The organism is Proteus columbae (assembly GCF_002777965.1).
Taxonomy (GTDB): Bacteria; Pseudomonadota; Gammaproteobacteria; order Enterobacterales; family Enterobacteriaceae; genus Proteus; species Proteus columbae.
Genome location: NZ_NGVR01000018.1, coordinates 1 through 25,253 on the forward strand (window position 1 = coordinate 1; position 25,253 = coordinate 25,253).

General features: G+C 41.9%; 43 protein-coding genes. 37 read left to right on the forward strand and 6 right to left on the reverse strand.

Annotated features, from left to right (window positions below):
• Positions 1-269: 269 nt before the first annotated feature.
• From bfd to CBE70_RS08145, 32 genes are all read left to right on the forward strand, one after another.
• Positions 270-467 (forward strand): bacterioferritin-associated ferredoxin, encoded by a 198-nt coding sequence (gene bfd, locus CBE70_RS07990; protein WP_100158930.1) that lies wholly within the window; start codon positions 270-272, stop codon positions 465-467.
• Positions 468-544: 77 nt separating this feature from the next.
• A complete protein-coding gene (bfr, locus tag CBE70_RS07995; protein WP_075674372.1) occupies positions 545-1,018 on the forward strand; it encodes a bacterioferritin in 474 nt (157 codons plus the stop codon).
• Positions 1,019-1,344: 326 nt separating this feature from the next.
• Complete coding sequence (gene rpsJ / locus CBE70_RS08000; protein WP_001181005.1) at positions 1,345-1,656, forward strand: 30S ribosomal protein S10; 312 nt, start codon at positions 1,345-1,347, stop codon at positions 1,654-1,656.
• 32 nt (positions 1,657-1,688) lie between these two features.
• Positions 1,689-2,318 carry a 50S ribosomal protein L3 gene (rplC, locus tag CBE70_RS08005; protein ID WP_023583465.1) on the forward strand — a complete coding sequence of 210 codons (630 nt, stop codon included), beginning with the start codon at positions 1,689-1,691 and terminating at the stop codon, positions 2,316-2,318.
• 16 nt (positions 2,319-2,334) lie between these two features.
• Positions 2,335-2,940, forward strand: a complete 606-nt coding sequence (rplD, locus tag CBE70_RS08010; protein ID WP_023583466.1) for a 50S ribosomal protein L4 — start codon at positions 2,335-2,337, stop codon at positions 2,938-2,940.
• Positions 2,937-3,239, forward strand: coding sequence for a 50S ribosomal protein L23 (gene rplW, locus CBE70_RS08015; RefSeq protein WP_004246962.1), 303 nt, complete (start codon positions 2,937-2,939; stop codon positions 3,237-3,239). The genes rplD and rplW overlap by 4 nt, the downstream gene beginning before the upstream one ends.
• A gap of 19 nt (positions 3,240-3,258) precedes the next feature.
• Complete coding sequence (gene rplB / locus CBE70_RS08020; RefSeq protein WP_006535497.1) at positions 3,259-4,083, forward strand: 50S ribosomal protein L2; 825 nt, start codon at positions 3,259-3,261, stop codon at positions 4,081-4,083.
• Between the two features lie 14 nt (positions 4,084-4,097).
• Positions 4,098-4,376 (forward strand): 30S ribosomal protein S19, encoded by a 279-nt coding sequence (rpsS, locus tag CBE70_RS08025; protein ID WP_004246960.1) that lies wholly within the window; start codon positions 4,098-4,100, stop codon positions 4,374-4,376.
• A 14-nt stretch (positions 4,377-4,390) separates the two neighbouring features.
• Positions 4,391-4,723, forward strand: a complete 333-nt coding sequence (gene rplV / locus CBE70_RS08030) for a 50S ribosomal protein L22 (protein WP_006535498.1) — start codon at positions 4,391-4,393, stop codon at positions 4,721-4,723.
• Positions 4,724-4,740: 17 nt separating this feature from the next.
• A complete protein-coding gene (rpsC, locus tag CBE70_RS08035) occupies positions 4,741-5,442 on the forward strand; it encodes a 30S ribosomal protein S3 (protein ID WP_023583467.1) in 702 nt (233 codons plus the stop codon).
• Between the two features lie 12 nt (positions 5,443-5,454).
• Positions 5,455-5,865, forward strand: coding sequence for a 50S ribosomal protein L16 (gene rplP / locus CBE70_RS08040; protein ID WP_006535500.1), 411 nt, complete (start codon positions 5,455-5,457; stop codon positions 5,863-5,865).
• Entirely contained in the window at positions 5,865-6,056 is a 192-nt protein-coding gene (gene rpmC / locus CBE70_RS08045; protein WP_004238624.1) for a 50S ribosomal protein L29, read from the forward strand. Before rplP ends, rpmC begins: the two co-directional genes overlap by 1 nt.
• On the forward strand, positions 6,056-6,310 hold the full coding sequence (gene rpsQ / locus CBE70_RS08050) for a 30S ribosomal protein S17 (RefSeq protein ID WP_023583468.1): 255 nt from the start codon (positions 6,056-6,058) through the stop codon (positions 6,308-6,310). Before rpmC ends, rpsQ begins: the two co-directional genes overlap by 1 nt.
• A gap of 176 nt (positions 6,311-6,486) precedes the next feature.
• Positions 6,487-6,858, forward strand: a complete 372-nt coding sequence (gene rplN / locus CBE70_RS08055) for a 50S ribosomal protein L14 (RefSeq protein WP_004246955.1) — start codon at positions 6,487-6,489, stop codon at positions 6,856-6,858.
• 10 nt (positions 6,859-6,868) lie between these two features.
• Entirely contained in the window at positions 6,869-7,183 is a 315-nt protein-coding gene (gene rplX / locus CBE70_RS08060) for a 50S ribosomal protein L24 (RefSeq protein WP_006535502.1), read from the forward strand.
• A 13-nt stretch (positions 7,184-7,196) separates the two neighbouring features.
• Complete coding sequence (rplE, locus tag CBE70_RS08065; protein WP_036933223.1) at positions 7,197-7,736, forward strand: 50S ribosomal protein L5; 540 nt, start codon at positions 7,197-7,199, stop codon at positions 7,734-7,736.
• A 12-nt stretch (positions 7,737-7,748) separates the two neighbouring features.
• Positions 7,749-8,054, forward strand: a complete 306-nt coding sequence (rpsN, locus tag CBE70_RS08070; protein ID WP_006535503.1) for a 30S ribosomal protein S14 — start codon at positions 7,749-7,751, stop codon at positions 8,052-8,054.
• 32 nt (positions 8,055-8,086) lie between these two features.
• Entirely contained in the window at positions 8,087-8,479 is a 393-nt protein-coding gene (gene rpsH, locus CBE70_RS08075; protein WP_100158931.1) for a 30S ribosomal protein S8, read from the forward strand.
• Positions 8,480-8,493: 14 nt separating this feature from the next.
• Entirely contained in the window at positions 8,494-9,027 is a 534-nt protein-coding gene (gene rplF / locus CBE70_RS08080; protein WP_036933221.1) for a 50S ribosomal protein L6, read from the forward strand.
• A gap of 9 nt (positions 9,028-9,036) precedes the next feature.
• Positions 9,037-9,390 carry a 50S ribosomal protein L18 gene (rplR, locus tag CBE70_RS08085; protein WP_023583471.1) on the forward strand — a complete coding sequence of 118 codons (354 nt, stop codon included), beginning with the start codon at positions 9,037-9,039 and terminating at the stop codon, positions 9,388-9,390.
• A gap of 14 nt (positions 9,391-9,404) precedes the next feature.
• Entirely contained in the window at positions 9,405-9,905 is a 501-nt protein-coding gene (gene rpsE, locus CBE70_RS08090; RefSeq protein WP_100158932.1) for a 30S ribosomal protein S5, read from the forward strand.
• A 5-nt stretch (positions 9,906-9,910) separates the two neighbouring features.
• Positions 9,911-10,090: a 50S ribosomal protein L30 gene (gene rpmD, locus CBE70_RS08095; RefSeq protein ID WP_036914634.1), complete on the forward strand. Its 180-nt coding sequence runs from the start codon at positions 9,911-9,913 to the stop codon at positions 10,088-10,090.
• Positions 10,091-10,093: 3 nt separating this feature from the next.
• On the forward strand, positions 10,094-10,528 hold the full coding sequence (rplO, locus tag CBE70_RS08100; protein ID WP_004246944.1) for a 50S ribosomal protein L15: 435 nt from the start codon (positions 10,094-10,096) through the stop codon (positions 10,526-10,528).
• Positions 10,529-10,535: 7 nt separating this feature from the next.
• Positions 10,536-11,858, forward strand: coding sequence for a preprotein translocase subunit SecY (gene secY, locus CBE70_RS08105; RefSeq protein ID WP_006535510.1), 1,323 nt, complete (start codon positions 10,536-10,538; stop codon positions 11,856-11,858).
• Positions 11,859-11,900: 42 nt separating this feature from the next.
• On the forward strand, positions 11,901-12,017 hold the full coding sequence (gene rpmJ, locus CBE70_RS08110) for a 50S ribosomal protein L36 (RefSeq protein WP_071788572.1): 117 nt from the start codon (positions 11,901-11,903) through the stop codon (positions 12,015-12,017).
• Between the two features lie 146 nt (positions 12,018-12,163).
• Complete coding sequence (gene rpsM / locus CBE70_RS08115; RefSeq protein WP_036914623.1) at positions 12,164-12,520, forward strand: 30S ribosomal protein S13; 357 nt, start codon at positions 12,164-12,166, stop codon at positions 12,518-12,520.
• A gap of 16 nt (positions 12,521-12,536) precedes the next feature.
• Complete coding sequence (gene rpsK, locus CBE70_RS08120; RefSeq protein ID WP_002919257.1) at positions 12,537-12,926, forward strand: 30S ribosomal protein S11; 390 nt, start codon at positions 12,537-12,539, stop codon at positions 12,924-12,926.
• A gap of 36 nt (positions 12,927-12,962) precedes the next feature.
• Positions 12,963-13,583, forward strand: a complete 621-nt coding sequence (gene rpsD / locus CBE70_RS08125) for a 30S ribosomal protein S4 (RefSeq protein WP_004246942.1) — start codon at positions 12,963-12,965, stop codon at positions 13,581-13,583.
• Between the two features lie 25 nt (positions 13,584-13,608).
• Positions 13,609-14,598 (forward strand): DNA-directed RNA polymerase subunit alpha, encoded by a 990-nt coding sequence (locus CBE70_RS08130; protein WP_006535513.1) that lies wholly within the window; start codon positions 13,609-13,611, stop codon positions 14,596-14,598.
• 37 nt (positions 14,599-14,635) lie between these two features.
• A complete protein-coding gene (gene rplQ / locus CBE70_RS08135; protein WP_004246940.1) occupies positions 14,636-15,022 on the forward strand; it encodes a 50S ribosomal protein L17 in 387 nt (128 codons plus the stop codon).
• A 298-nt stretch (positions 15,023-15,320) separates the two neighbouring features.
• A complete protein-coding gene (zntR, locus tag CBE70_RS08140) occupies positions 15,321-15,734 on the forward strand; it encodes a Zn(2+)-responsive transcriptional regulator (protein WP_069368787.1) in 414 nt (137 codons plus the stop codon).
• 50 nt (positions 15,735-15,784) lie between these two features.
• Positions 15,785-15,991: an alternative ribosome-rescue factor A gene (locus tag CBE70_RS08145; protein WP_100158933.1), complete on the forward strand. Its 207-nt coding sequence runs from the start codon at positions 15,785-15,787 to the stop codon at positions 15,989-15,991.
• Positions 15,992-15,994: 3 nt separating this feature from the next.
• Here CBE70_RS08145 and mscL read toward each other — a convergent pair whose 3' ends face one another.
• The 5 genes from mscL to def all read right to left on the reverse strand — a co-directional run bounded on the left by mscL (position 15,995) and on the right by def (position 20,873).
• Entirely contained in the window at positions 15,995-16,402 is a 408-nt protein-coding gene (mscL, locus tag CBE70_RS08150; RefSeq protein ID WP_023583476.1) for a large-conductance mechanosensitive channel protein MscL, read from the reverse strand.
• Positions 16,403-16,517: 115 nt separating this feature from the next.
• Positions 16,518-17,894, reverse strand: coding sequence for a Trk system potassium transporter TrkA (gene trkA, locus CBE70_RS08155; RefSeq protein ID WP_100158934.1), 1,377 nt, complete (start codon positions 17,892-17,894; stop codon positions 16,518-16,520).
• 112 nt (positions 17,895-18,006) lie between these two features.
• Entirely contained in the window at positions 18,007-19,275 is a 1,269-nt protein-coding gene (gene rsmB, locus CBE70_RS08160; protein ID WP_100158935.1) for a 16S rRNA (cytosine(967)-C(5))-methyltransferase RsmB, read from the reverse strand.
• Positions 19,276-19,374: 99 nt separating this feature from the next.
• On the reverse strand, positions 19,375-20,322 hold the full coding sequence (gene fmt / locus CBE70_RS08165; RefSeq protein WP_100158936.1) for a methionyl-tRNA formyltransferase: 948 nt from the start codon (positions 20,320-20,322) through the stop codon (positions 19,375-19,377).
• Between the two features lie 26 nt (positions 20,323-20,348).
• Positions 20,349-20,873 carry a peptide deformylase gene (gene def, locus CBE70_RS08170; RefSeq protein WP_100158937.1) on the reverse strand — a complete coding sequence of 175 codons (525 nt, stop codon included), beginning with the start codon at positions 20,871-20,873 and terminating at the stop codon, positions 20,349-20,351.
• Between the two features lie 130 nt (positions 20,874-21,003).
• On the opposite strand from def, the gene dprA reads away from it, so the two are divergent.
• From dprA to CBE70_RS08195, 5 genes are read left to right on the forward strand one after another with little or no spacing between them, the layout of a single operon-like run.
• Positions 21,004-22,164 carry a DNA-processing protein DprA gene (gene dprA, locus CBE70_RS08175; protein ID WP_100158938.1) on the forward strand — a complete coding sequence of 387 codons (1,161 nt, stop codon included), beginning with the start codon at positions 21,004-21,006 and terminating at the stop codon, positions 22,162-22,164.
• 18 nt (positions 22,165-22,182) lie between these two features.
• Entirely contained in the window at positions 22,183-22,740 is a 558-nt protein-coding gene (locus CBE70_RS08180; protein ID WP_100158939.1) for a topoisomerase DNA-binding C4 zinc finger domain-containing protein, read from the forward strand.
• On the forward strand, positions 22,733-23,302 hold the full coding sequence (gene tsaC, locus CBE70_RS08185) for an L-threonylcarbamoyladenylate synthase type 1 TsaC (protein WP_100158940.1): 570 nt from the start codon (positions 22,733-22,735) through the stop codon (positions 23,300-23,302). The genes CBE70_RS08180 and tsaC overlap by 8 nt, the downstream gene beginning before the upstream one ends.
• Positions 23,303-23,307: 5 nt before the next feature.
• Positions 23,308-24,132 (forward strand): shikimate dehydrogenase, encoded by an 825-nt coding sequence (gene aroE, locus CBE70_RS08190; protein WP_100158941.1) that lies wholly within the window; start codon positions 23,308-23,310, stop codon positions 24,130-24,132.
• On the forward strand, positions 24,129-24,389 hold the full coding sequence (locus CBE70_RS08195) for a DUF1488 family protein (RefSeq protein ID WP_100158942.1): 261 nt from the start codon (positions 24,129-24,131) through the stop codon (positions 24,387-24,389). The genes aroE and CBE70_RS08195 overlap by 4 nt, the downstream gene beginning before the upstream one ends.
• On the opposite strand, the gene CBE70_RS08200 is transcribed toward CBE70_RS08195, so the two are convergent.
• Positions 24,365-24,928 carry a gamma carbonic anhydrase family protein gene (locus CBE70_RS08200; protein ID WP_100158943.1) on the reverse strand — a complete coding sequence of 188 codons (564 nt, stop codon included), beginning with the start codon at positions 24,926-24,928 and terminating at the stop codon, positions 24,365-24,367. The genes CBE70_RS08195 and CBE70_RS08200 overlap by 25 nt on opposite strands.
• Between the last annotated feature and the right edge of the window lie 325 nt (positions 24,929-25,253).

A 25,253-nucleotide genomic window follows, 5' to 3' on the forward strand; every position in this document is an offset into this window, starting at 1 on the left:
AGGTGGCCGTACAGTAGGTGCGGGCGTTGTTGCTAAAGTATTAGGTTAATTACTCGCGTAATTTCCTAAAAAAGGGCATCAGTAGATGCCCTTTTTTGTATCTGAAGATTAGTTATTTTAAATTTCAATGAAGCATTAATGTTTATCCTTGCTTCATCATCTTCGGTAATACAAATAAGTAAATATACTTAAGTTAAATAAATAGAAATTGAAATCATAATAATTATCATTTACTATCTTGCTCGTGAGTAGTTAATGAGGTTGTTATTATGTACGTATGTCTTTGCCACGGTGTGAGTGATAAAAAAATTATCTCAACTGTCCATCACCATCAAATTCACACTATTAATGAATTACGCAAGATCTTACCTGTTGGAAGTTGTTGTGGTAAGTGCGTACGTCAAGCTCGTCAACTGATCGAAAATGAGCAATCTGCTCTTTATCCTCAAATTTCTGAAGTTGCATAACAAATTTTAAATTTCCTTTCTCTCCTCTTTGTATAAAAGGTCTACACTGAAAAGACTGGAAGCAAAGGAGCATAAAAATGAAAGGTGATAAAAAAATGATAGCCCACCTTAATAAGTTATTAGGTGGTGAGCTTGTTGCAATTAATCAATATTTCCTACATGCCCGAATGTTCAAAAATTGGGGACTCACACGCCTCAATGAAATGGAATATCATGAATCCATAGATGAGATGAAACACGCCGATAAATATATCGAGCGTATTTTGTTCCTTGAAGGCATTCCAAACTTACAAGATTTAGGCAAACTAAACATCGGGGAAGATGTTGAAGAGATGCTACGTTCTGATCTGGAATTGGAATTAGGCGGTGCCAAAGATTTACGTGAAGCTATTGCTTACGCAGATTCAATTCATGATTATGTCAGCCGTGATTTGATGCTAGAAATTCTAACCGATGAAGAAGGGCATATTGATTGGATTGAAACCCAGCTTGAACTTATCGAACGAATGGGACTTCAAAACTACCTACAAGCTCAAATTATTGAAGAATAATCTATCTTCTTTAGTGGGTTGTTAGACGGTTTTTAAAGCAAAGGTGATGATGGTTGCCTTTGCTTTTTTTATTTTCGAAAAGATAAAATGAATTTTTATCGCTGATTTTTTATTCTTGGCTTGATTTCATCACTCAGGCAAGTATAATGCGCAGGCTCACTGATTTAGTGAGGCTGATTTATCAGCTAATGCAGATTTTTTATTGCATTAATATAATACTCCCGATTGGGGAGTTATATGCAGAACGATTACACTCTCTCATCAATCGAAATGGGTACGAGTAGTGATCATTTACGTTTATAAAAAATAGTTGGAGCTCTGGTCTCATGCAGAACCAAAGAATCCGTATCCGCCTGAAAGCTTTTGATCATCGTCTGATTGATCAATCAACTGCGGAAATCGTAGAGACTGCTAAGCGCACTGGTGCGCAAGTTCGTGGTCCAATCCCACTGCCGACTCGCAAAGAGCGTTTCACAGTGTTGATTTCTCCGCACGTTAATAAAGATGCGCGTGATCAGTATGAAATTCGCACTCACAAACGTCTGGTTGACATCGTTGAGCCAACCGAGAAAACCGTTGATGCTCTGATGCGTCTGGATCTGGCTGCCGGCGTAGACGTGCAGATCAGCCTAGGTTAATCAGGTCATCAAGCGATTGAGAGGTTGAAACAATGATTGGTTTAGTCGGTAAGAAAGTAGGAATGACTCGTATCTTCACTGAAGATGGCGTTTCAATCCCTGTAACCGTTATCGAAATTGAAAACAACCGTGTTACTCAGGTCAGAGATCTGGAGAAAGACGGTTATCGTGCCATTCAGGTGACTACTGGTAGCAAAAAAGCTAACCGTGTACTGAAACCTGAAGCAGGTCATTTTGCTAAAGCTGGTGTTGAAGCTGGCCGCTTACTGCGTGAATTCCGTCTGAATGAAGGCGAAGAATACACTGTAGGTCAAAGCATTAGCGTAGAAATTTTCGCTGACGTTAAAAAAGTCGACGTTACTGGAACATCTAAAGGTAAAGGTTTTGCCGGTACTGTAAAGCGCTGGAACTTCCGTACTCAAGATGCTACCCACGGTAACTCCTTGTCTCACCGTGTTCCGGGTTCTATCGGTCAGAACCAGACTCCGGGTAAGGTGTTCAAAGGCAAGAAAATGGCAGGTCAACTGGGTAACGAACAAGTTACCGTTCAGAGCCTGGAAGTAGTACGTGTTGACGCTGAGCGCAACCTGCTGCTGGTCAAAGGTGCTGTTCCAGGTGCAACTGGCAGTGACCTGATCGTTAAACCAGCTGTCAAGGCGTAACGTCGAGGAGATAGGAATGGAATTGGTAATGAAAGACGCGCAAGGCGCGCTGACTGTTTCCGAAACTACCTTCGGGCGTGACTTTAACGAAGCGCTTGTGCATCAAGTAGTCGTTGCATACGCTGCTGGTGCTCGTCAAGGTACTCGTGCTCAGAAAACCCGTGCTGAAGTTTCTGGTTCAGGCAAAAAGCCTTGGAGACAGAAAGGTACAGGTCGTGCACGTTCAGGTTCAATCAAGAGCCCAATTTGGCGCTCTGGTGGTGTTAGCTTCGCAGCTAAACCACAGGACCACAGTCAAAAAGTAAACAAAAAGATGTACCGTGGTGCTCTGAAGAGCATTCTGTCTGAACTGGTACGTCAAGATCGTCTGATCGTCGTAGAGAAGTTCTCTGTTGAAGCTCCTAAAACTAAGCTTTTAGCACAGAAACTGAAAGATATGGCTCTGGAAGATGTTCTGATCATCACTGCTGATGTAGATGAGAATCTGTATTTAGCAGCACGCAACTTATATAAAGTTGACGTACGTGATGCAGCAACAATCGACCCTGTTAGCTTAATCGCCTTCGACAAAGTCGTCATGACTGCTGACGCTGTGAAGCAAGTTGAGGAGATGCTGGCATGATCCGTGAAGAACGTCTGCTGAAAGTACTGCGCGCGCCGCATGTATCTGAAAAAGCTTCTATCGCGATGGAAAAATCAAACACCATCGTTCTCAAAGTTGCTAAAGACGCGACCAAAGCAGAGATTAAAGCAGCTGTACAAAAACTGTTTGAAGTCGAAGTTGAAAGTGTTAACACTCTGCTGATGAAAGGCAAAGTGAAACGTCACGGTCAGCGTATTGGTCGTCGTAGCGACTGGAAAAAAGCTTACGTCACCCTGAAGGAAGGCCAGAATCTGGACTTCGTCGGCGGCGCTGAGTAAGTCGGAGGAGTAAAGAACAATGGCAATTGTTAAATGTAAACCTACGTCTCCGGGCCGTCGCCACGTAGTTAAAGTGGTAAACCCTGAGCTGCATAAAGGGAAACCTTATGCGCCATTGCTGGAAAAGAACAGCAAGTCCGGTGGTCGTAACAACAATGGTCGTATCACTACCCGTCATATCGGTGGTGGTCACAAACAGGCTTACCGTATTGTTGACTTTAAACGCAACAAAGATGGTATCCCTGCGACAGTAGAACGTCTGGAATATGATCCAAACCGTTCAGCTAACATCGCTTTAGTGCTGTATGCTGATGGTGAACGTCGCTACATTCTGGCTCCAAAAGGCCTGAAAGCGGGTGATAAAGTTCAGTCTGGCGTTGATGCTGCTATCAAAGCGGGTAACACCTTACCAATGCGTAATATCCCGGTTGGTTCTACAGTTCATAACGTAGAAATGAAACCAGGTAAAGGTGGTCAGTTAGCTCGTTCAGCTGGTACTTACGTTCAGATCGTTGCTCGTGATGGTGCTTATGTCACTATTCGTCTGCGTTCTGGTGAAATGCGTAAAGTTCCTTCTGATTGCCGTGCAACTATCGGTGAAGTTGGCAACTCTGAGCACATGTTACGCGTTCTGGGTAAAGCTGGTGCAAGTCGCTGGCGTGGTATTCGTCCTACCGTTCGCGGTACTGCGATGAACCCAGTCGATCACCCACATGGTGGTGGTGAAGGTCGTAACTTTGGTAAACACCCAGTAACACCTTGGGGCGTTCAAACCAAAGGTAAGAAGACTCGTAAAAACAAACGCACTGAACATTTCATCGTTCATCGTCGTACTAAGAAATAATTAGAGGATAAGCCATGCCACGTTCTCTCAAGAAAGGTCCTTTCATTGACCTGCACTTGCTGAAGAAGGTAGAGAAAGCGGTGGAAAGCGGTGACAAAAAGCCTGTTAAGACTTGGTCCCGTCGTTCAACGATCTTTCCTAACATGATCGGTTTGACCATCGCTGTCCATAATGGTCGTCAGCATGTTCCAGTTTACGTTTCCGACGAAATGGTTGGTCACAAACTGGGTGAATTCGCGCCGACCCGTACTTATCGCGGTCATGCAGCCGATAAAAAGGCTAAGAAAAAATAAGGTAGGAGGAAGAGATGGAAACTATCGCTATGCATCGCCACGCTCGTTCTTCTGCTCAGAAGGTTCGCTTGGTAGCAGACCTGATTCGCGGTAAGAAAGTGTCGCAAGCTCTGGAAATTTTAACCTTTACCAACAAGAAAGCTGCTGGTTTAGTGAAGAAAGTACTGGAGTCTGCTATTGCTAATGCAGAACACAACGATGGCGCTGACATTGATGATCTGAAAGTAGCTAAGATCTTTGTTGACGAAGGTCCTTCTATGAAGCGCATTATGCCTCGTGCAAAAGGCCGTGCAGATCGTATTCTGAAGCGCACCAGCCACATCACTGTGGTTGTGTCTGATCGCTGAGACTCTGGAGACTAGCAATGGGTCAAAAAGTACATCCTAATGGTATCCGCCTTGGCATTGTCAAGCCTTGGAATTCCACATGGTATGCGGGTACCAATGAATTCGCTGACAACCTAGACAGCGACTTTAAAGTACGTCAGTACTTAACTAAAGAACTGGCTAAAGCATCTGTATCTCGTATCGTTATCGAACGTCCTGCGAAAAGCATCCGTGTGACTATTCACACTGCTCGCCCAGGCATCGTTATCGGTAAAAAAGGTGAAGATGTTGAAAAACTGCGCAAAAACGTAGCGGATATCGCTGGCGTTCCTGCGCAAATTAATATCGCCGAAGTACGTAAACCTGAACTGGACGCAAAATTAGTTGCTGACAGCATCACTTCACAGCTGGAACGTCGTGTTATGTTCCGTCGTGCTATGAAGCGTGCGGTACAGAACGCTATGCGTTTAGGCGCTAAAGGTATTAAAGTGGAAGTAAGTGGTCGCTTAGGCGGTGCTGAAATCGCTCGTACTGAATGGTATCGTGAAGGTCGTGTACCTCTGCACACTCTGCGTGCAGATATCGACTACAATACCTCAGAAGCACAAACCACTTATGGTGTGCTCGGCGTTAAGGTATGGATCTTCAAAGGTGAGATCCTGGGTGGTATGGCTGCAGTTGAACAGGCGGAAAAACCGGCTGCTCAACCTAAAAAGCAGCAGCGTAAAGGCCGCAAGTAAGGAGAGTCGCTGATGTTACAACCAAAGCGTACAAAATTCCGTAAAGTGCACAAAGGCCGCAACCGTGGCTTAGCTGCTGGTGCGGATGTAAGCTTCGGGACTTACGGTCTTAAAGCTGTGGGCCGTGGTCGTCTGACTGCACGTCAGATCGAAGCGGCACGTCGTGCAATGACCCGTGCAGTTAAGCGTCAGGGTAAAATCTGGATCCGTGTGTTCCCAGACAAACCAATCACTGAAAAGCCGCTCGAAGTCCGTATGGGTAAAGGTAAAGGTAACGTTGAGTATTGGGTTGCCTTAATCCAGCCAGGTAAAGTCCTGTATGAAATGGATGGTGTGCCTGAAGAACTGGCCCGTGAAGCATTCAAGCTGGCGGCAGCAAAACTGCCTATCAAAACCACCTTTGTAACTAAGACGGTGATGTAATGAAAGCAAAAGAGCTGCGCGAAAAGAGCGTTGAAGAGCTGAACACAGAACTGCTGAACTTACTGCGCGAGCAGTTTAACCTGCGTATGCAGGCAGCAAGTGGTCAGTTACAACAGTCTCATCTGTTGAAACAAGTGCGTCGTAATATCGCACGCGTTAAGACTTTACTGACTGAGAAGGCGGGTGCGTAATGACCGATAAAATCCGTACTCTGCAAGGTCGTGTAGTTAGTGACAAAATGGAAAAATCTATTGTTGTTGCTATCGATCGTATGGTTAAACACCCATTATATGGTAAGTTTATCCGTCGTACGACCAAACTGCATGTACATGACGAGAACAACGAATGTGGAATTGGTGACGTAGTAGAAATTCGTCAAACACGTCCACTATCTAAGACTAAGTCTTGGGCGTTAGTTCGCGTTGTAGAAAAAGCTGTTCTGTAATAAAATAGCCTTTTCGTACGAAATAAACGGCTCAAAACTGAACGAGCCGTTTATTTTTTCTGTCCATATCGAGAATGTGGTGTTATAATGCCGCTCCCTCGTATTATGGGATATTGAACGGCCTCTTCTAATGTGGAAGTGGCTCAGTAGTAGTTGACATTTAGCGGAGCACTAAAATGATCCAAGAACAGACTATGCTGAACGTGGCCGACAACTCCGGTGCACGTCGCGTAATGTGTATCAAGGTTCTAGGTGGCTCGCACCGTCGCTACGCAGATGTAGGTGACATCATCAAAATTACCATCAAGGAAGCAATTCCACGTGGTAAAGTTAAGAAAGGTGATGTACTGAAAGCGGTAGTGGTGCGCACCAAGAAGGGTGTTCGTCGCCCTGACGGTTCTGTCATTCGCTTCGATAGCAACGCTTGTGTATTGTTAAACAACAACAGCGAGCAAGTTATTGGTACGCGTATTTTTGGGCCGGTTACTCGTGAACTTCGTAACGAGAAGTTTATGAAAATAATCTCTCTGGCACCTGAAGTACTCTAAGGAGCAGGCAATGGCAGCGAAAATCCGTCGTGAAGACGAAGTTATCGTGCTAACTGGTAAAGATAAAGGTAAGCGCGGTAAAGTAAAACAGGTTCTTTCTTCTGGTAAAGTTATCGTTGAAGGTATCAATCTGGTTAAAAAACATCAGAAGCCAGTTCCGGCTCTGAACCAACCAGGTGGCATCGTTGAAAAAGAAGCTTCTATCCAAGTTTCTAACGTTGCAATCTTCAATGCGGCAACCGGTAAGGCTGACCGTGTAGGTTTTAGATTCGAAGACGGCAAAAAAGTTCGTTTCTTCAAGTCTAATAAAGAAACTATCAAGTAATTTGGAGTATACGATGGCGAAACTGCATGATTACTACAAAGACGAGGTAGTCCAAAAACTGATGTCTCAGTTTGGTTACCATTCTGTCATGCAAGTCCCTCGGGTCGAGAAGATCACCCTGAACATGGGTGTTGGTGAAGCGATTGTTGATAAAAAACTGCTGGACAATGCAGCAGCTGATTTAGCAGCAATCTCAGGTCAAAAACCTTTGATCACCAAAGCACGCAAATCTGTTGCAGGCTTCAAAATCCGCCAGGGCTATCCGATCGGCTGTAAAGTGACCCTGCGTGGCGAACGCATGTGGGAGTTCTTTGAACGCCTGATCTCTATTGCTGTACCACGTATCCGTGACTTCCGTGGTTTGTCCGCTAAATCATTTGATGGACGTGGTAACTACAGCATGGGCGTACGTGAGCAAATCATCTTCCCTGAAATCGATTACGATAAAGTGGATCGTGTTCGTGGTTTGGATATTACCATTACTACGACTGCGAAATCAGATGATGAAGGTCGCGCACTGTTAGCAGCGTTTAACTTCCCGTTCCGCAAGTAAGGCAGGGCATTCATGGCTAAGAAATCTATGAAAGCACGTGATGTAAAACGTGCGAATTTAGCTGAGAAATTCTTCGCAAAACGCGCAGAACTGAAAGCTATCGTTTCAGATGTGAACGTGTCTGACGAAGATCGTTGGAATGCTGTTCTGAAACTGCAAACTATGCCACGTGATTCAAGTCCTTCACGTCAGCGTAACCGCTGCCGTCAAACTGGACGTCCGCACGGTTTCCTGCGGAAATTTGGCCTCAGCCGTATTAAAGTCCGTGAAGCCGCTATGCGCGGTGAAATCCCGGGCCTTAGAAAGGCTAGCTGGTAATTACCATAATTGAATCACGGGAGTAAAGACAGATGAGCATGCAAGATCCCATCGCGGATATGCTGACCCGTATCCGTAACGGTCAGGCCGCGAATAAAGTTGCGGTCACAATGCCTTCCTCCAAGCTGAAAGTGGCGATTGCCAACGTGCTTAAGGAAGAAGGTTATATTGAAGATTTTAAAATTGAAGGCGACACTAAGCCAGAACTGGAAATCACTTTAAAATATTTCCAAGGTAAGGCTGTAGTAGAAAGCATTCAGCGCGTAAGCCGTCCAAGTCTGCGCATCTATAAAAGAAAAGATGAGCTGCCAAATGTTATGGCAGGACTGGGCATCGCTGTTGTTTCTACCTCAAAAGGTGTTATGACTGATCGTGCAGCTCGCCAAGCAGGTCTTGGTGGCGAGATTATCTGCTACGTAGCTTAATTCGGGAGGAAAGAATGTCTCGTGTGGCAAAAGCACCCGTCGTCATTCCTGCCGGCGTAGAGGTTAAACTCAACGGTCAGGTAATTACGATTAAGGGTAAAAACGGCGAGCTAACTCGTACTATCCATAATGCAGTTGAAATTCAACATGCTGACAACCAGTTAACTTTCGCACCTCGCGATGGTTTTGCTGATGCATGGGCACAGGCGGGTACTACTCGTTCTCTGTTAAATGCAATGGTTGTAGGTGTTACCGAAGGCTTCACTAAGAAACTGCAACTGGTAGGTGTAGGTTATCGTGCGTCTATTAAAGGCAATGCGGTTAACTTATCAGTAGGTTTTTCACATCCAGTGGAACACCAACTGCCAGCAGGCATCACTGCTGAATGTCCAACACAAACTGAAATCGTACTGAAAGGTGCGGATAAGCAAGTGATTGGTCAAGTAGCAGCTGAACTGCGTGCTTACCGTCGCCCTGAACCTTATAAAGGTAAAGGTATTCGTTACGCCGACGAAGTTGTGCGTATCAAAGAGGCTAAGAAGAAGTAAGGTAACACTATGGATAAGAAAGCAGCTCGTATCCGTCGTGCGACCCGCGCACGCCGTAAGCTCCAGGAATTGGGTGCGACTCGCCTGGTGGTACACCGTACCCCTCGCCATATTTATGCGCAGGTTATTGCACCAAACGGTTCTGAAACTTTGGTGGCCGCTTCTACTACAGAAAAAGCTATCATTGAGCAACTGAAAAACACTGGAAACAAAGAAGCAGCAGCAGTAGTTGGTAAAATTGTTGCTGAACGCGCTCTGGAAAAAGGTATCAAAGTAGTATCATTTGACCGTTCCGGTTTCCAATATCATGGTCGAGTCCAGGCACTGGCAGATGCTGCCCGTGAAGCTGGCCTTCAGTTCTAAGGTAGGAGTGTAAGATGGCTCACATCGAGAAACAAGCTGGCGAACTGCAGGAAAAGCTGATCGCGGTAAACCGCGTATCTAAAACCGTTAAAGGTGGTCGTATCTTTAGCTTCACCGCTCTTACTGTAGTTGGTGATGGTAATGGCCGCATTGGTTTTGGATATGGCAAAGCTCGCGAAGTTCCGGCAGCAATCCAGAAAGCGATGGAAAAAGCCCGTCGCAATATGAAAACCGTCGCTTTAAACAACGGTACTCTGTTCCACCCTGTTAAAGGTACTCACACAGGCTCTCGCGTATTTATGCAGCCTGCTCATGAAGGTACCGGTATCATCGCAGGTGGTGCAATGCGTGCAGTTCTAGAAGTGGCTGGCGTTCGTAACGTACTGGCTAAAACCTATGGTTCCACTAACCCGATTAACGTGGTTCGTGCAACACTGGACGCTTTAGATAGCATGAAGTCTCCAGATATGGTCGCAGCTAAGCGTGGTAAATCCGTTGAAGAAATTCTGGGGTAATGACCATGGCTAAGACTATTAAAATTACTCAAACACGCAGCTTAATCGGCCGTCTGCCTAAACATAAGGCAACTATGACTGGTTTAGGTCTGCGTCGCATCGGTCACACTGTAGAACGCGAAGATACACCAGCAGTTCGCGGTATGATCAACTTGGTTTCCTATATGGTTAAAGTTGAGGAGTAAGAGATGCGTTTAAATACTCTGTCTCCGGCTGAAGGTGCCAAGCATGCGCCTAAACGTGTAGGTCGTGGTATCGGTTCTGGCTTAGGTAAAACTGGCGGCCGTGGTCACAAAGGTCAGAAATCTCGTTCTGGCGGTGGCGTACGTCGTGGTTTTGAAGGTGGCCAGATGCCTTTATATCGTCGTTTACCAAAATTTGGTTTTACTTCACGTAAATCATTCGTGACTGCGGAAATCCGTCTGTCTGATTTAGCTTACGTTGAAGGCGATGTAATCGATCTGAATGCACTGAAAGCCGCAAACGTTGTTGGCCCACAGATTGAATTTGCAAAATTAATTCTATCTGGCGAGGTTAACCGTGCAGTGACTATTCGTGGTCTGCGTGTTACCAAAGGTGCCCGTGCAGCAATCGAATCAGCTGGCGGTAAAATTGAGGAATAAGTGACAGATGGCTAAACAACCAGGTTTAGATTTTCAGAGTGCTAAAGGTGGTGTTGGTGAACTAAAACGCAGACTTTTGTTTGTTCTTGGTGCACTTATTGTCTTTAGGATTGGCTCTTTTATTCCTATCCCTGGTATTGATGCCACTGTGCTTGCCAAATTGCTCGATCAGCAAAAAGGCACCATCATTGAAATGTTTAACATGTTCTCTGGTGGTGCTCTTAGCCGTGCTTCTATCTTTGCGCTGGGTATCATGCCTTATATTTCGGCATCGATTATTATCCAACTCTTATCAGTGGTTAACCCTCGGTTAGCAGAGATTAAGAAGGAAGGGGAGGCCGGTCGTCGTAAGATCAGCCAATATACCCGTTATGGTACTTTGGTGCTGGCGATATTCCAATCAATTGGTATCGCAACAGGCTTACCGAATATGCCAGGAATGCAAGGTCTGGTAATTAATCCAGGTCTACCATTCTATATTACGGCTGTTGTGAGCTTAGTCACTGGGACAATGTTCTTAATGTGGTTAGGTGAGCAAATCACTGAACGTGGTATTGGTAACGGTATCTCAATCATTATCTTTGCAGGTATCGTTGCAGGTCTTCCGCCTGCCATTGGTCAAACCATCGAGCAGGCGCGGCAAGGCGAACTGCACTTCCTCCTGTTATTGTTGGTTGCAGTATTAGTGTTCGCGGTTACTTTTTTTGTTGTTTTTGTAGAAAGAGGACAACGTCGTATCGTTGTTAACTATGCAAAACGTCAACAAGGGCGTAGAATATACGCGGCACAAAGTACACATCTACCACTTAAAGTAAATATGGCGGGTGTTATACCAGCAATTTTTGCTTCAAGTATTATCCTGTTTCCTGGTACAATAACCTCTTGGTTTGGCGATGGTACAGGGTGGGGTTGGCTGACGACGATTTCTTTAAATCTACAGCCTGGTCAACCTATTTATGTGTTACTATACGCTGCTGCAATCATATTCTTCTGTTTCTTCTATACGGCGTTGGTTTTCAACCCAAGAGAAACGGCAGATAACCTGAAGAAGTCCGGTGCATTTGTACCAGGAATTCGCCCGGGAGAGCAGACGGCTAAATATATAGATAAAGTAATGACACGTTTAACCTTAATCGGTGCCTTGTATATTACCTTTATCTGTCTCATCCCGGAGTTCATGCGTGACGCAATGAAAGTACCTTTCTATTTTGGTGGTACTTCCCTCTTAATCGTGGTTGTGGTCATCATGGATTTTATGGCTCAAGTGCAAACTCTCCTGATGTCAAGTCAGTATGAGTCTGCATTGAAAAAAGCAAATCTTAAAGGTTAATTACTGATAAGCGATTTGTTTTAGAAGTTACGGAGAGTAAAAATGAAAGTTCGTGCTTCCGTCAAGAAAATGTGCCGTAACTGCAAAATTGTTAGACGTCACGGTCACGTGCGTGTAATTTGCAGCGTCGAGCCTAAGCATAAACAGCGTCAAGGCTAATTTATTGCATTTTTTTCTTGCAAAGTTCGGTTGAGCTGGCTAAATTAGCCAGCCCAATCTTTTATAATATATACAGTATTGTTTGAGTATCCTGAAAACGGGCTTTTCAGAATGGTACTGTATAACTGCTAATTTAGGAGTGCATAGTGGCCCGTATAGCAGGCATTAACATTCCTGATCATAAACATACTGTAATCGCATTAACTTCGATTTACGGTATCGGTAAAACCCGCTCACAGGCTATCTGTGTAGCTGCTGGTATTGCTGAAAATGTTAAGATCAGTGAGCTGTCTGAAGAGCAAATCGACAAGCTGCGTGACGAAGTTGCCAAATACGTTGTAGAAGGTGATCTGCGTCGTGAAGTTACCCTGAGCATCAAACGTCTGATGGATCTTGGTACTTACCGTGGTTTACGTCATCGTCGTGGTCTACCAGTTCGCGGTCAGCGTACTAAGACTAACGCACGTACCCGTAAGGGTCCGCGTAAGCCGATCAAGAAATAATCGGGGTATTTGAACAATGGCAAAAGCACCTATTCGTGCACGTAAGCGTGTAAGAAAACAAGTCTCTGACGGTGTGGCTCATATCCATGCTTCTTTCAACAACACAATCGTTACTATTACCGATCGTCAAGGTAACGCATTGGGTTGGGCTACTGCCGGTGGTTCCGGTTTCCGTGGTTCTCGTAAATCTACTCCGTTCGCGGCTCAGGTTGCAGCAGAACGTTGCGCTGAAGCTGTTAAAGAGTACGGAATTAAGAACTTGGAAGTTATGGTTAAAGGACCTGGTCCTGGTCGTGAGTCAACTATCCGTGCATTAAACGCGGCTGGTTTCCGCATCACTAATATTACTGATGTGACTCCGATTCCTCATAACGGTTGTCGTCCACCGAAAAAACGTCGCGTTTAATAACGTTTTCGTTTTTAGGAAAGTTGGAGAAAGAAAATGGCAAGATATTTGGGTCCTAAGCTCAAGCTGAGCCGCCGTGAAGGTACAGATTTATTTCTAAAATCTGGCGTTCGGGCGATTGACACCAAGTGTAAACTGGAACAAGCACCAGGTCAGCACGGCGCACGTAAACCGCGTCTTTCTGATTACGGTGTTCAGTTACGTGAAAAACAAAAAGTACGTCGTATTTACGGTGTTCTAGAACGTCAATTCCGTAACTACTACAAAGAAGCAACTCGTCTGAAAGGCAACACAGGTGAAAACCTGCTGACTCTGCTGGAAGGTCGTCTGGATAACGTTGTTTATCGTATGGGCTTTGGCGCAACTCGCGCAGAAGCACGTCAGATGGTTAGCCATAAAGCAATCATGGTAAATGGTCGCGTGGTTAACATTGCTTCTTATCAGGTTTCCCCGAATGACGTAGTCAGCGTTCGTGAAAAATCGAAAAAACAGTCTCGTATCAAGGCTGCTTTAGAGCTGGCTGAACAGCGTGAAAAGCCAACATGGCTGGAAGTTGATGCTGCTAAGATGGAAGGTGTGTTCAAACGTATTCCTGAACGTACTGACTTGTCTGCTGACATTAACGAGCACCTGATCGTCGAGCTTTACTCCAAGTAAGGCTTAGCACCAAAGAGAGGACACAATGCAGGGTTCTGTGACAGAGTTTCTAAAACCGCGCCTGGTTGATATCGAGCAAGTCAGTTCGACGCACGCCAAGGTGACCCTTGAACCATTAGAGCGAGGCTTCGGCCATACTCTTGGTAACGCACTGCGCCGTATTCTGCTTTCGTCTATGCCGGGTTGTGCGGTAACAGAGGTTGAGATTGATGGTGTACTGCATGAGTACAGCACCAAAGAAGGTGTTCAGGAAGATATCCTAGAAATACTGCTCAACCTTAAAGGGTTGGCGGTAAAAGTTCATGGTAAAGATGAAGTTATTCTTACTTTGAGCAAATCTGGCATTGGCCCTGTTATTGCAGCCGATATCATCCATGACGGTGATGTCGAAATCGTCAAGCCGCAGCACGTTATCTGCCACCTTACAGACGAGAACGCATCTATTAATATGCGTATCAAAGTTCAGCGTGGTCGTGGTTATGTGCCGGCTTCTGCCCGAATTCATTCGGAAGAAGATGAGCGCCCTATCGGTCGCCTTTTAGTAGACGCGTGCTATAGCCCAGTTGAGCGTATTGCTTATAATGTGGAAGCAGCTCGTGTTGAACAGCGTACCGACTTGGATAAGCTGGTTATCGAGATGGAAACTAACGGTACTATTGATCCAGAAGAATCGATTCGCCGTGCAGCGACTATCCTGGCTGAACAGCTTGAAGCTTTTGTTGACTTACGTGATGTTCGTCAGCCTGAAGTTAAAGAAGAGAAGCCAGAATTCGATCCTATCTTACTGCGCCCAGTAGACGATCTTGAATTGACTGTCCGCTCTGCTAACTGTCTGAAGGCAGAAGCAATCCACTACATCGGTGATCTGGTACAGCGTACTGAAGTTGAATTACTTAAGACGCCTAACCTTGGTAAGAAATCTCTTACTGAGATTAAAGACGTACTGGCGTCGCGTGGTCTATCTCTGGGTATGCGCCTTGAGAATTGGCCACCTGCAAGTATCGCTGATGAATAAGATCACAGGTTAAGGTTTTACTGAGAAGGATAAGGTCATGCGCCATCGTAAGAGTGGTCGTCAATTGAACCGCAACAGCAGCCATCGTCAGGCTATGTTTCGTAACATGGCAGGTTCTTTAGTTCGTCATGAGATCATCAAGACAACTTTGCCTAAAGCGAAAGAACTGCGTCGCGTCGTTGAGCCGCTGATTACTCTTGCCAAGACCGACAGCGTAGCTAATCGTCGTCTGGCATTCGCCCGTACTCGTGATAACGAAGTCGTGGCAAAACTGTTTACAGTATTAGGTCCGCGTTTTGCGAGCCGTGCAGGTGGTTACACTCGTATTCTGAAGTGTGGCTTCCGTGCTGGTGACAACGCTCCAATGGCTTACATTGAGCTTGTTGACCGTGCTGATTCTGAAACAGAAGCAGCAGCTGAATAATTTAATTATTATTTAGTGAAGCGAATAAAAAGACCGGATTTTTAATCCGGTTTTTTTACATCTATTGTAAATGACAGCTACTGAAACTATTGTTATAAAAATAACTTATCAAGCCATACTCTAACCTTTCTATTTGTTATTCTATGCTTTTTTACCTACTCTTGTGTTGCGTCATATTTATTTCTTGTTATTTCAGCATACTGCTATTTTGGCGAAAATAAGCTTCGCACTATATTTCAATTCTATTCTTTTGATTATTTGCTATGCTTATTCATCATTTAGAGTGAGGGAATGATCCATGTATCGTATTGGGCAGGTTGCAAAATTAGCGAATGTGACTACAGATACAATCCGTTTTTATGAAAAACAGGGATTGATGGATCATGACAGGCGAACAGAAGGCGGTTATCGCTTATATACAGAGCAAGATCTTCAACGTTTACGTTTTATTCGTTATGCAAAAGAGTTGGGTTTTACATTAGACGCGATTACAGAGCTACTTTCTATTCGTGTTGATCCTGCTCATCACACTTGTGTTGAATCAAAGCATATTGTTGATGCAAGACTTGCTGAAGTTGAAATTCGCTTGAAAGAAATGGAAAGAATGCGAGATTCATTAAAGATGTTAAGTAATGCATGTTGTGGTAGTGCTCATGAAAGTACTTATTGTTCTATTCTTGAAATACTTGAATCTGGAGCCACAAAGCAATAATATCTGTACCGTATTACGTTTTATGTTCTTTAACAATTTAAGAGGTTTTTATGTCTAGCAAATATCAGCACCAAAAAGGTGTTATTAAAGATAATGCTTTAGCAGCACTTGTTCATGATCCACTGTTTAAACAACGTGTGGAAAAGAATAAGAAAGGAAAAGGAAGTTATATGAGAAAAGCAAAACATGACAAGAAGGGTAACTGGGAGGCCAGTGATAACAAAAGATTTTTTCAATTGTTATCACTGGCCTTTTAGTTTTTATTTTTGCTGATTTTTTAATAAATCACGAATTTCAGTTAATAATGTTTCTTCAGCTGATGGTGCAGGTGGTGCTTTAGGTGCTTCTTCTGCTTGACGACGTGTTTTGTTAATTAGTTTAATTGCGCAGAATATAGCAAATGCAACAATGGCAAAATCAAAAACAGTTTGAATAAACATGCCGTAATTTAGTACAACAGCAGGAACATCTCCACTGGCATCTCTTAATACAAGGCTAAATTGTTTAAAATCAATACCGCCGATTAATAATCCTAATGGTGGCATGATAATATCAGCAACTAAAGATGAAACAATCTTACCGAAAGCTGCACCGATGATGACACCGACTGCCATATCAACAACGTTGCCTTTCATGGCAAATTCACGAAACTCTTTGAAAAAAGACATAACCACTCCTTATTTATCTCAATATAGATTTATTATGTAAAAATATAGTATCTAACATGATAATAATAGACCATTATAAGTAACAATCACTATTATTCTTATTTCTACGTAATCTTTATAAGAAAAATGGACTTGGCTGGAAAAGTTTTTCAACTTCAGGAACATATTTTTTATCAGTGATAAACATAATCACATGATCACCCTGTTCTATGGAGTGACTTGCGTTCGCAATAATGACATCTTGTTCTCTAACAATTGCACCAATGATGGTTCCTGGTGGCAGTTTTATATCTTGTATACGGCGACCAACAACTTTTGATGTATTTTCATCACCATGTGCAACAGCTTCGATTGCCTCTGCAACACCTCGTCGTAATGATGAAACGCTAACAATATCGGCTTTACGAACATGACCTAAAAGTGCAGAAATAGTTGCTTGTTGTGGTGATATTGCAATATCAATAACCCCACCTTGGACTAAATCAACATAAGCGCTACGCTGAATGAGTACCATTGCTTTTTTAGCACCCATTCTTTTTGCCAGCATCGCTGACATAATATTGGCCTCATCATCATTAGTCAGTGCGATAAAGACATCAATTTGCTCTATATGTTCTTCAGCAAGAAGTTCTTGATCTGATGCATCACCATAAAAAACGATGGTGTCATGGAGTAGTTCTGCCAGTTCTGTTGCACGTTGCTGATTATGTTCAATAAGTTTGACGCTATAATCTTTTTCTAATCTAGCCGCTAAACCTGCACCGACATTACCACCACCAACAATCATAATGCGTTTATAAGGTTTTTCTAATCGTTGTAATTCGCTCATTACTGCACGAATATGCTGAGATGCAACGACAAAGAAAACCTCATCTCCAGCTTCAATAATTGTGGAACCTTGAGGTCGGATAGGTCTGTCTTGACGAAAAATTGCAGCAACGCGTGTATCAATATGTGGCATATGATCACGTAATGTTGACAACGCATTCCCAACGAGAGAACCACCGTAATACGCTTTTACAGCAACAATACTGACTTGACCATCCGCAAAATTAACAACTTGTAAGGCACCAGGGTATTGGATCAATTTATAAATATAATCAATAACTAAATGCTCTGGTGAGATTAAATAATCAATGGGAATAGCTTCTGGGAGAAAGAGTTTATCTGCTTCACGAACAAATTCAGAGGCACGTATCCGAGCAACTTTATTGGGCGTATTAAACAGAGTGTAAGCAACTTGGCACGCTATCATATTGGTTTCGTCAGAGTTGGTGACAGCAACCAACATATCTGCATCTTCAGCACCGGCTTCTCTTAAGATCCTTGGGTGAGATCCATGTCCATTGACTACTCGTAAATCGAATTTATCTTGAAGTTGGCGTAAGCGATCTGCATCAGTGTCAACGACAGTAATATCATTATTCTCCCCGACAAGATTTTCAGCGAGAGTACCACCTACTTGACCAGCGCCTAAGATAATAATTTTCATCGTAATTTCTCAGAGTATTCGATTAACAAATAGGAAAGAAGCGCAAGATCTTAATGATCTTGCGTTGAAATAGTAGCGTTTTTTAGATCTGATATCATCTTTTATCACAAGATCATATTTTCTTGATCAATGCATAAAAGAAACCATCGCCACCTTTTTCTTCTGGTAAGCATTGGTGCTGATAATCACATTGCGCATCTTTTGTTAATGCTAAAAATGCTTCAACTTGTTGTTTATTTTCTTCAGGTAAAATAGAGCAGGTTGCATACACCAACGTACCACCAGACTTTAGGTATGGCCAAATAGCGTGAAGGATCTCTTTTTGAATTTGAGTTAATTGTTCAATGTCATCATTACGACGAAGCCATTTTATATCTGGGTGACGGCGGATAACACCTGTTGCTGAGCATGGTGCATCAAGAAGAACTCGGTCAAATTGCATGCCTGCACACCATTGTTCAGGATAACGACCATCACCACTTTTGACGACTGCATTAAGTTTTAAACGCGTAAGGTTCTCTTGTACACGTTTTAAACGTTGCTCATCTATGTCGACAGCTAATACTTGAGCTTGTGGAGCTATCTCTAAAATATGTGTTGTTTTACCACCAGGTGCTGCACATAAATCAAGGATCTGCTCTTTATTTTCTGGTGCTAATAATTCAGCACAACGTTGAGCTGAACGATCTTGAACTGTTACCCAACCATCAGCAAATCCTGGGATAAGATTCACGTTGCATGGATCCTCTAAACGGATCGCGAAAGGGTGGCTATCATCAGCAATAGCGGGAATTTCTTCATTTTTAAGTAATGCTAAATATTCTTCTCGAGAATGATAGTGTTGATTTACACGTAACCACATTGGTGGTTTTTGATTATTGCCTTCAACAATACTCATCCACTGCTCAGGATAAGCCTGTTTAATACGCGCAAGTAGCCATGATGGATGGAGAAAACGATTTTCGCTATTTTGAAAGCGTTCGTTTAGGATATCTTGTTGGCGTTGAAACTGACGTAACACACCGTTAATCAATCCTTTTAACTGTGGTTTTTTTAGTGCAACAGCACCATTTACTGTCTCTGCTAGCGCTGCGTGAGCAGGAATACGCGTATAAAGCAGCTGATATAAACCAACCATAATGAGGTAGTGTAAAATACGCTGTTTGCCTTTTAATGGTTTATCCATGAGTTGCTGAATAATCCATTCTAATTGTGGCAATGTACGTAATACGCCAAAGCAGATTTCTTGCAACAAAGCTTTATCTTTGTCTGAAATATTTTTCTGAAGTTCTGGTATGACAGTGCTTAGAGATAAGCCTTGATCTAATACTTGGTTAATTGCTTTGGCTGCAATGCTACGTAAGTTGTATGACGTTTTCATGATGAGTTAACGTTTAATATTGAGCGCCAGAGATGTATTACATTGGCGTGAAAAAAGGAAAACCCTGATAATAATGTTAGATATCAGGGCTTAGAATTATTATTGAATGACTCTTCCAGGAGTGAACCAATCTCGCTTGGAGTTTAAGAAATCAGCAGAAGGCATAGGTTTCTTACCCGATGGTTGCAATTCAGTAATATTTAGAATGCCGTTACCTGCCGCAATATAAATACCTGTTTTATCTGCTTTTAATAAGGTTCCTGCGGGTTTATCTGTATTATCTGCAATAGCTTGTGCTTTCCATACTTTTACAGGTTGCTCATCTAACATGAAAAAGCTCATTGGCCATGGATTGAATGCTCTTATGCACCGTTCAATCTGTTCTGCTGATAATGACCAATCAATTTTTGCTTCTTCTTTAGATAATTTTTGTGCGTAATTCGCTAAATTATCATCTTGTTTTTCAGCTTTTATTTTACCTGAGGTAATGAGATCTAACGTAGTTATTAGAGCCTTAGGTCCAAGCTCTGCAAGCTTTTCATAAAGTGATGCGCTGGTATCTTCATTCGTAATTGGGCATGACGCTTTATACAGCATATCGCCTGTATCTAAACCAACGTCCATTTGCATGATTGTGACGCCCGTTTCTTTATCTCCCGCCCACAAAGAACGTTGAATTGGTGCAGCGCCACGCCATTTAGGAAGGAGAGAACCATGCACATTAAGGCAACCTAAACGAGGTATTTCAAGAACGGCTTTAGGTAAAATCATGCCATAAGCGACAACAATCATAATATCTGCTTGTTGCGCAGCTATCCATTCATGGTTCTCTTCTGGTTTCAAAGAGGCTGGTTGATAAACAGGAATATTATGAGTTAACGCCAGTTCTTTAACAGGGCCAATAGTCAGTTTCTTACCTCTTCCTGCGGGTTTATCTGGAGGAGTAAGTACTCCCACCACATGATGTTGAGTTGATAACAATGCAGCTAAATGTCGAGCCGCAAAATCGGGTGTTCCCGCAAAAATAATACGTAATGAATCAGACACGTTTTCTTCCTGTTTCAATTTAACTGTTACTGTCCTGTTTTAGCTCTTTTTTTATCTAGCTTATCGAGTTTTTCAACTTTTTGACGGATGCGTTGGCGTTTTAATGGAGATAAATAATCTACAAATAGCTTGCCAACTAAATGATCCATTTCATGTTGAATACAGATAGCTAATAAATCATCAGCTTCTAACTCAAAAGGTTGACCATTGTAATCAAGGGCTTTTACTTTTACATGCTCTGCACGAGGAATAAAAGCACGCTGCTCTGGGATAGATAAACAGCCTTCTTCTATGCCTGTATCACCATCGGCATCAAGAAGTTCTGGGTTTATTAATACCAGTCTTTGATCTCTTGTTTCAGAGACATCAATGACGATAATGCGCTGGTGAATATTCACCTGTGTCGCGGCTAAACCGATACCTTCTTCCAAATACATCGTTTCAAACATATCATCGACAATTTTTTGAATTTCGGCATCAACTTTTTCGACTGGCTTTGCAATCGTGCGAAGGCGCTCGTCTGGATAATGTAATACGTGTAACACTGCCATAATTTATTCGGACTGTTTCTAAAATGTGAATAGGATTTAACGTCTATTCTAGACATTTATTGTCTAGATTGACAGTATTTGGTGTGCTTAGCGCTCACCCTGTTTGCTAAAAACAATATTAGGATAATGCATGGATGCTAGAGAAATATGGATAAGACTTAATGCTGTTTCAAGACTACCTATTAATAAAGCGATTCAAATTGCAAGGTATCTACAATCTTTGACTCAGTTAAATCAAAGGCTATTAATAGGTTGTGGTCTGTCAGAACAGCAAAGTCATCAATTCTTAAGACTTCATGCAAATACTGTCAACGATACATTAAAGTGGTTAGATAAAAACGAATCATCATTATTAACGATTACAGATTCAGATTATCCATCTTTATTAAAGCAAATTTCATCACCGCCACTTTTGCTTTTTGTTGCAGGAAATAGGCAGCATTTAAAAAGCACACAAATTGCATTAATTGGTAGTCGAGTTGCAACACCTTATGGTTCCAAATGGGCAACTTATTTTGCACAGGAATTAGTAAAGAAAGAACTCACTATTACAAGTGGATTAGCTCAAGGTATTGATGGTATAGGGCATCGAAGTGCATTAAAGAATAATGGTATTACTATTGCTGTACTAGGAAGTGGCTTAGAGCAGATTTACCCGTCATTCCATCGCACTCTTGCAACACAAATAAAAGAATCTGGTCTTATTATTTCTGAACATTTACCTATGACACCACCTTTAGCACGCCATTTTCCTCAACGTAATCGGATTATTAGTGGGCTAAGTGCTGCACTGCTGATTATAGAAGCAGGAATTAAAAGCGGTTCCTTAATAACAGCAAATTATGCTTTGCAACAAGGTAAAGAATTGTTTGTGTTACCTGGATTATTAGGAGATGCTCATTTTGAAGGTAATCACCAGCTTATTAAGCAAGGTGCAAATTTAGCATCTTCACCTGAAGATATTCTGGAATATTTAAACAGCTCTTTGCAGTGGCTTACTTGTAATAATGAGTATCAACAAAAAATAATAACAGAAGATTATACAACGTTTATCAATAATGAAAAACGAGAGGCTAAAACAGAGCAACTTATACCAGAACAATTTACACCAGAACAACAACAAGCAATGGATGTGATATTGCCTTTTCTGCATTTTAATAAAACAGTACCTATTGATATCATTGCTCAGGATAGTGGATTATCAACCTCTGAATTAGCTCCTCTTTTATTAGAACTTGAGCTTATTGAAAAAGTCGCTATTGTGGCTGGTGGCTATACTCGATTGGAATAAGTGTAATGAGGTAAAACAATGGCAAAGAATATGCCGTTTACACAGCAACCTGAACAGGGAAAATGTCCTGAATGTGGTAGCGTATTAGTGATGAAAAATGGAGGGCATGGTCCTTTTTTAGGATGCTCTGCTTATCCTGATTGCCACTATATTAAAACACTAAAACCACAAGGTGATGGGCAAATTATCAAAGTTTTAGAAGGACAACCTTGTAAGTGCTGTGGTGCTGATTTAGTTTTACGTCAGGGTAAATTTGGGATGTTTATTGGTTGTAGCAATTATCCTGAGTGTGAACATATAGAACAAATTGATAAACCTGATGAAACCGTTATACCTTGCCCTCAATGTGAAAAAGGGAAGCTATTACAACGTAAATCTCGGTTTGGTAAGACATTTTATGCTTGTAACCAATATCCAGAATGCCAATTTGTATTAAATAATAAACCTGTTAATAGTGAATGCGAACATTGCCACTATCCATTATTGATGGAAAAAAGGTCTTCTCAAGGAGTAAGATTGGTGTGCGCCAGCAAATTATGTGGAAAGCAACAAACAAAAAGAGAAGAACATGAATAACGAAGCATCACCTGTAAACAATACTATTATAGAAGCATTAAAAAATAATAAAGTTATCGCATATCCAACAGAAGCTGTATTTGGGGTCGGTTGTGATCCTGATAGTGAGCATGCTGTTATGGCGCTATTAATGTTAAAACAACGTTCAATTGAAAAAGGACTAATTTTAATTGCTGATAACTATGAGCAATTGAAACCTTATATTGATGATAGTGCATTAACACAAACTCAACGAGACAGAATGTTTGCATCTTGGCCGGGACCAATTACATGGGTTATTCCTGCCAAATCAACGACGCCAAAGTGGTTAACTGGAAAATTTGCTTCTTTAGCCGTGAGAGTAACAGACCACTCAGTTGTTAAAGAGCTATGTTTAGCTTATGGAAAACCTTTAGTGTCAACGAGTGCTAATTTAAGTGGGTTGCCACCATGTCGTACAGTTGAAGAAGTAAGAGAACAATTTGAGGATACAATTCCTATCGTTGAAGGAAATGTTGGAGGTAGACAGAATCCTTCTGAAATCCGAGATGCATTAACAGGTGAATTGTACCGACAAGGGTGATTGTGATGGAAAAATATTTAGTGATGGGAAACCCTATCGAACATAGTCAGTCTCCTTTCATTCACCAATTTTTTTCAAAACAAACAGGAATAGAGTATGGCTATGGGCGCTTACTTGTTCCTTTAGGTGAATTTGATAAAACCGCCTCACATTTTTTTTCTAATGGGGGGCGAGGTGCTAATGTTACGGTTCCTTTTAAAGAAGATGCATTTCGCTTTGTGGATAAATTAACAGATAGAGCAAAAGCATGTGGCGCAGTTAACTCTATTGTTAAATTAGAAGATGGATCACTTCTTGGTGATAACACTGATGGACAAGGACTTATTTTAGATTTAGCGAGGCTTGATTTTATCGTGCCTAATAAGGTTAAATCCGTTTTAGTTATTGGTGCTGGTGGCGCAACAAGAGGAATACTACTTCCATTACTTGATTATGATTGTGATATTACTTTAACCAATCGTACATTTGCTAAAGCCGAGCAACTAGTAAAAGAGTTTTGTGAATTTGGAACGATCAGAGCAATAGCGGCTGAAGATGTTGCTGATAAACATTACGATTTAATTATAAATGCATCTGCATCTAGTATGACTAATGATTTACCACCGATCCCTAATGATGTTTATGGTTTTGAAACAGCGTGCTATGACCTTTATTATCAAACCGGAATGACTTCATTTCTATATAACGCATTAAAGCATGGAAGTACGCGTTTATCAGACGGGTTAGGTATGTTAGTAGGACAAGCAGCTTATGCATTTGAATTGTGGTATGAACTTGTACCAGATATTAATCCCGTCCTTAATGTATTAAGAGAAAGATTGAATAAATGAACCAATCCATTCAATTTCCAGATCGTGAAATATGGCTAGCTGAGAATAGAAGTGTTCTTTTTCCTATAATGATCAACGGAATGCTTTTTGATTGTCAAATTACAGAACAAGAGCTTATTGAGCGTTTTGGTATTGGTGAGGGAATTTTATTATTTAAACAAAACCGTTGGGACATTGAAGAAGAATTTGAAGAGTTGGTAACAGAGTATGAGTTATCAACTCTTCATCCAATCTATTCTTTATCAATGGCAGAATGATGAGTGGCTAAATAGTTATTTTTCCACCCGACATAATTATTAGCAGAATAGATAAAGTGTTCTATTTCTGCTGATGAAAGTGGACGAACTTTTTTCACCGGACTTCCTAAGTAAAGAAAACCGCTTTCAAGTCGCTTTCCTGGCGGAACTAAACTGCCTGCACCAATCATTACATCGTCTTCAATAATTGCACCATCAAGTAAAATAGAACCCATTCCTACTAAAACACGATCTCCAATTGTGCACCCGTGTAGCATTGCTTTGTGCCCAACAGTAACGTTATCACCAATAATAAGAGGAAAACCTTCAGGATCATTGGGTGAGATGTGAGTGACATGAAGAACTGAACCATCTTGAATATTTGATCTTTTTCCAATACTCACGTAATTCACATCACCTCGAATAACAACCATAGGCCAGATACTGACATCTTCACTAATACGTACATCTCCAATCACAGTTGCTGTTTCATCAATAAAAACATCTTTATCAATAGAAGGCGAAAGGTGTAAGTAATTCCTGATTGTTGATTTCCCCATAATTTAACCTCGTGCTTGGTTTCACTTTATAATAAGAAAAGCATAGCAGTGGATGGGGTAGGCTGGCGAGAGCAATGATTTTTATGATGCATAACTATAAAAATCGATAATAAAAGAGAAAGCAGAGCAATAGAGAATGATTGATAGAATATACCGAATAGACAATAACAAGATAAAGTGTATATTTTTTACACACAAAAGATGTTTTCCGTATCAAAAATAGACGTAAAGTTCAAAAAGAGAACGAACAGAAAAAAAATTGAAATAAACACTTGCGCTAATCCGAGATCTCCCTATAATGCGCATCCACTGACCGGCGATGAGC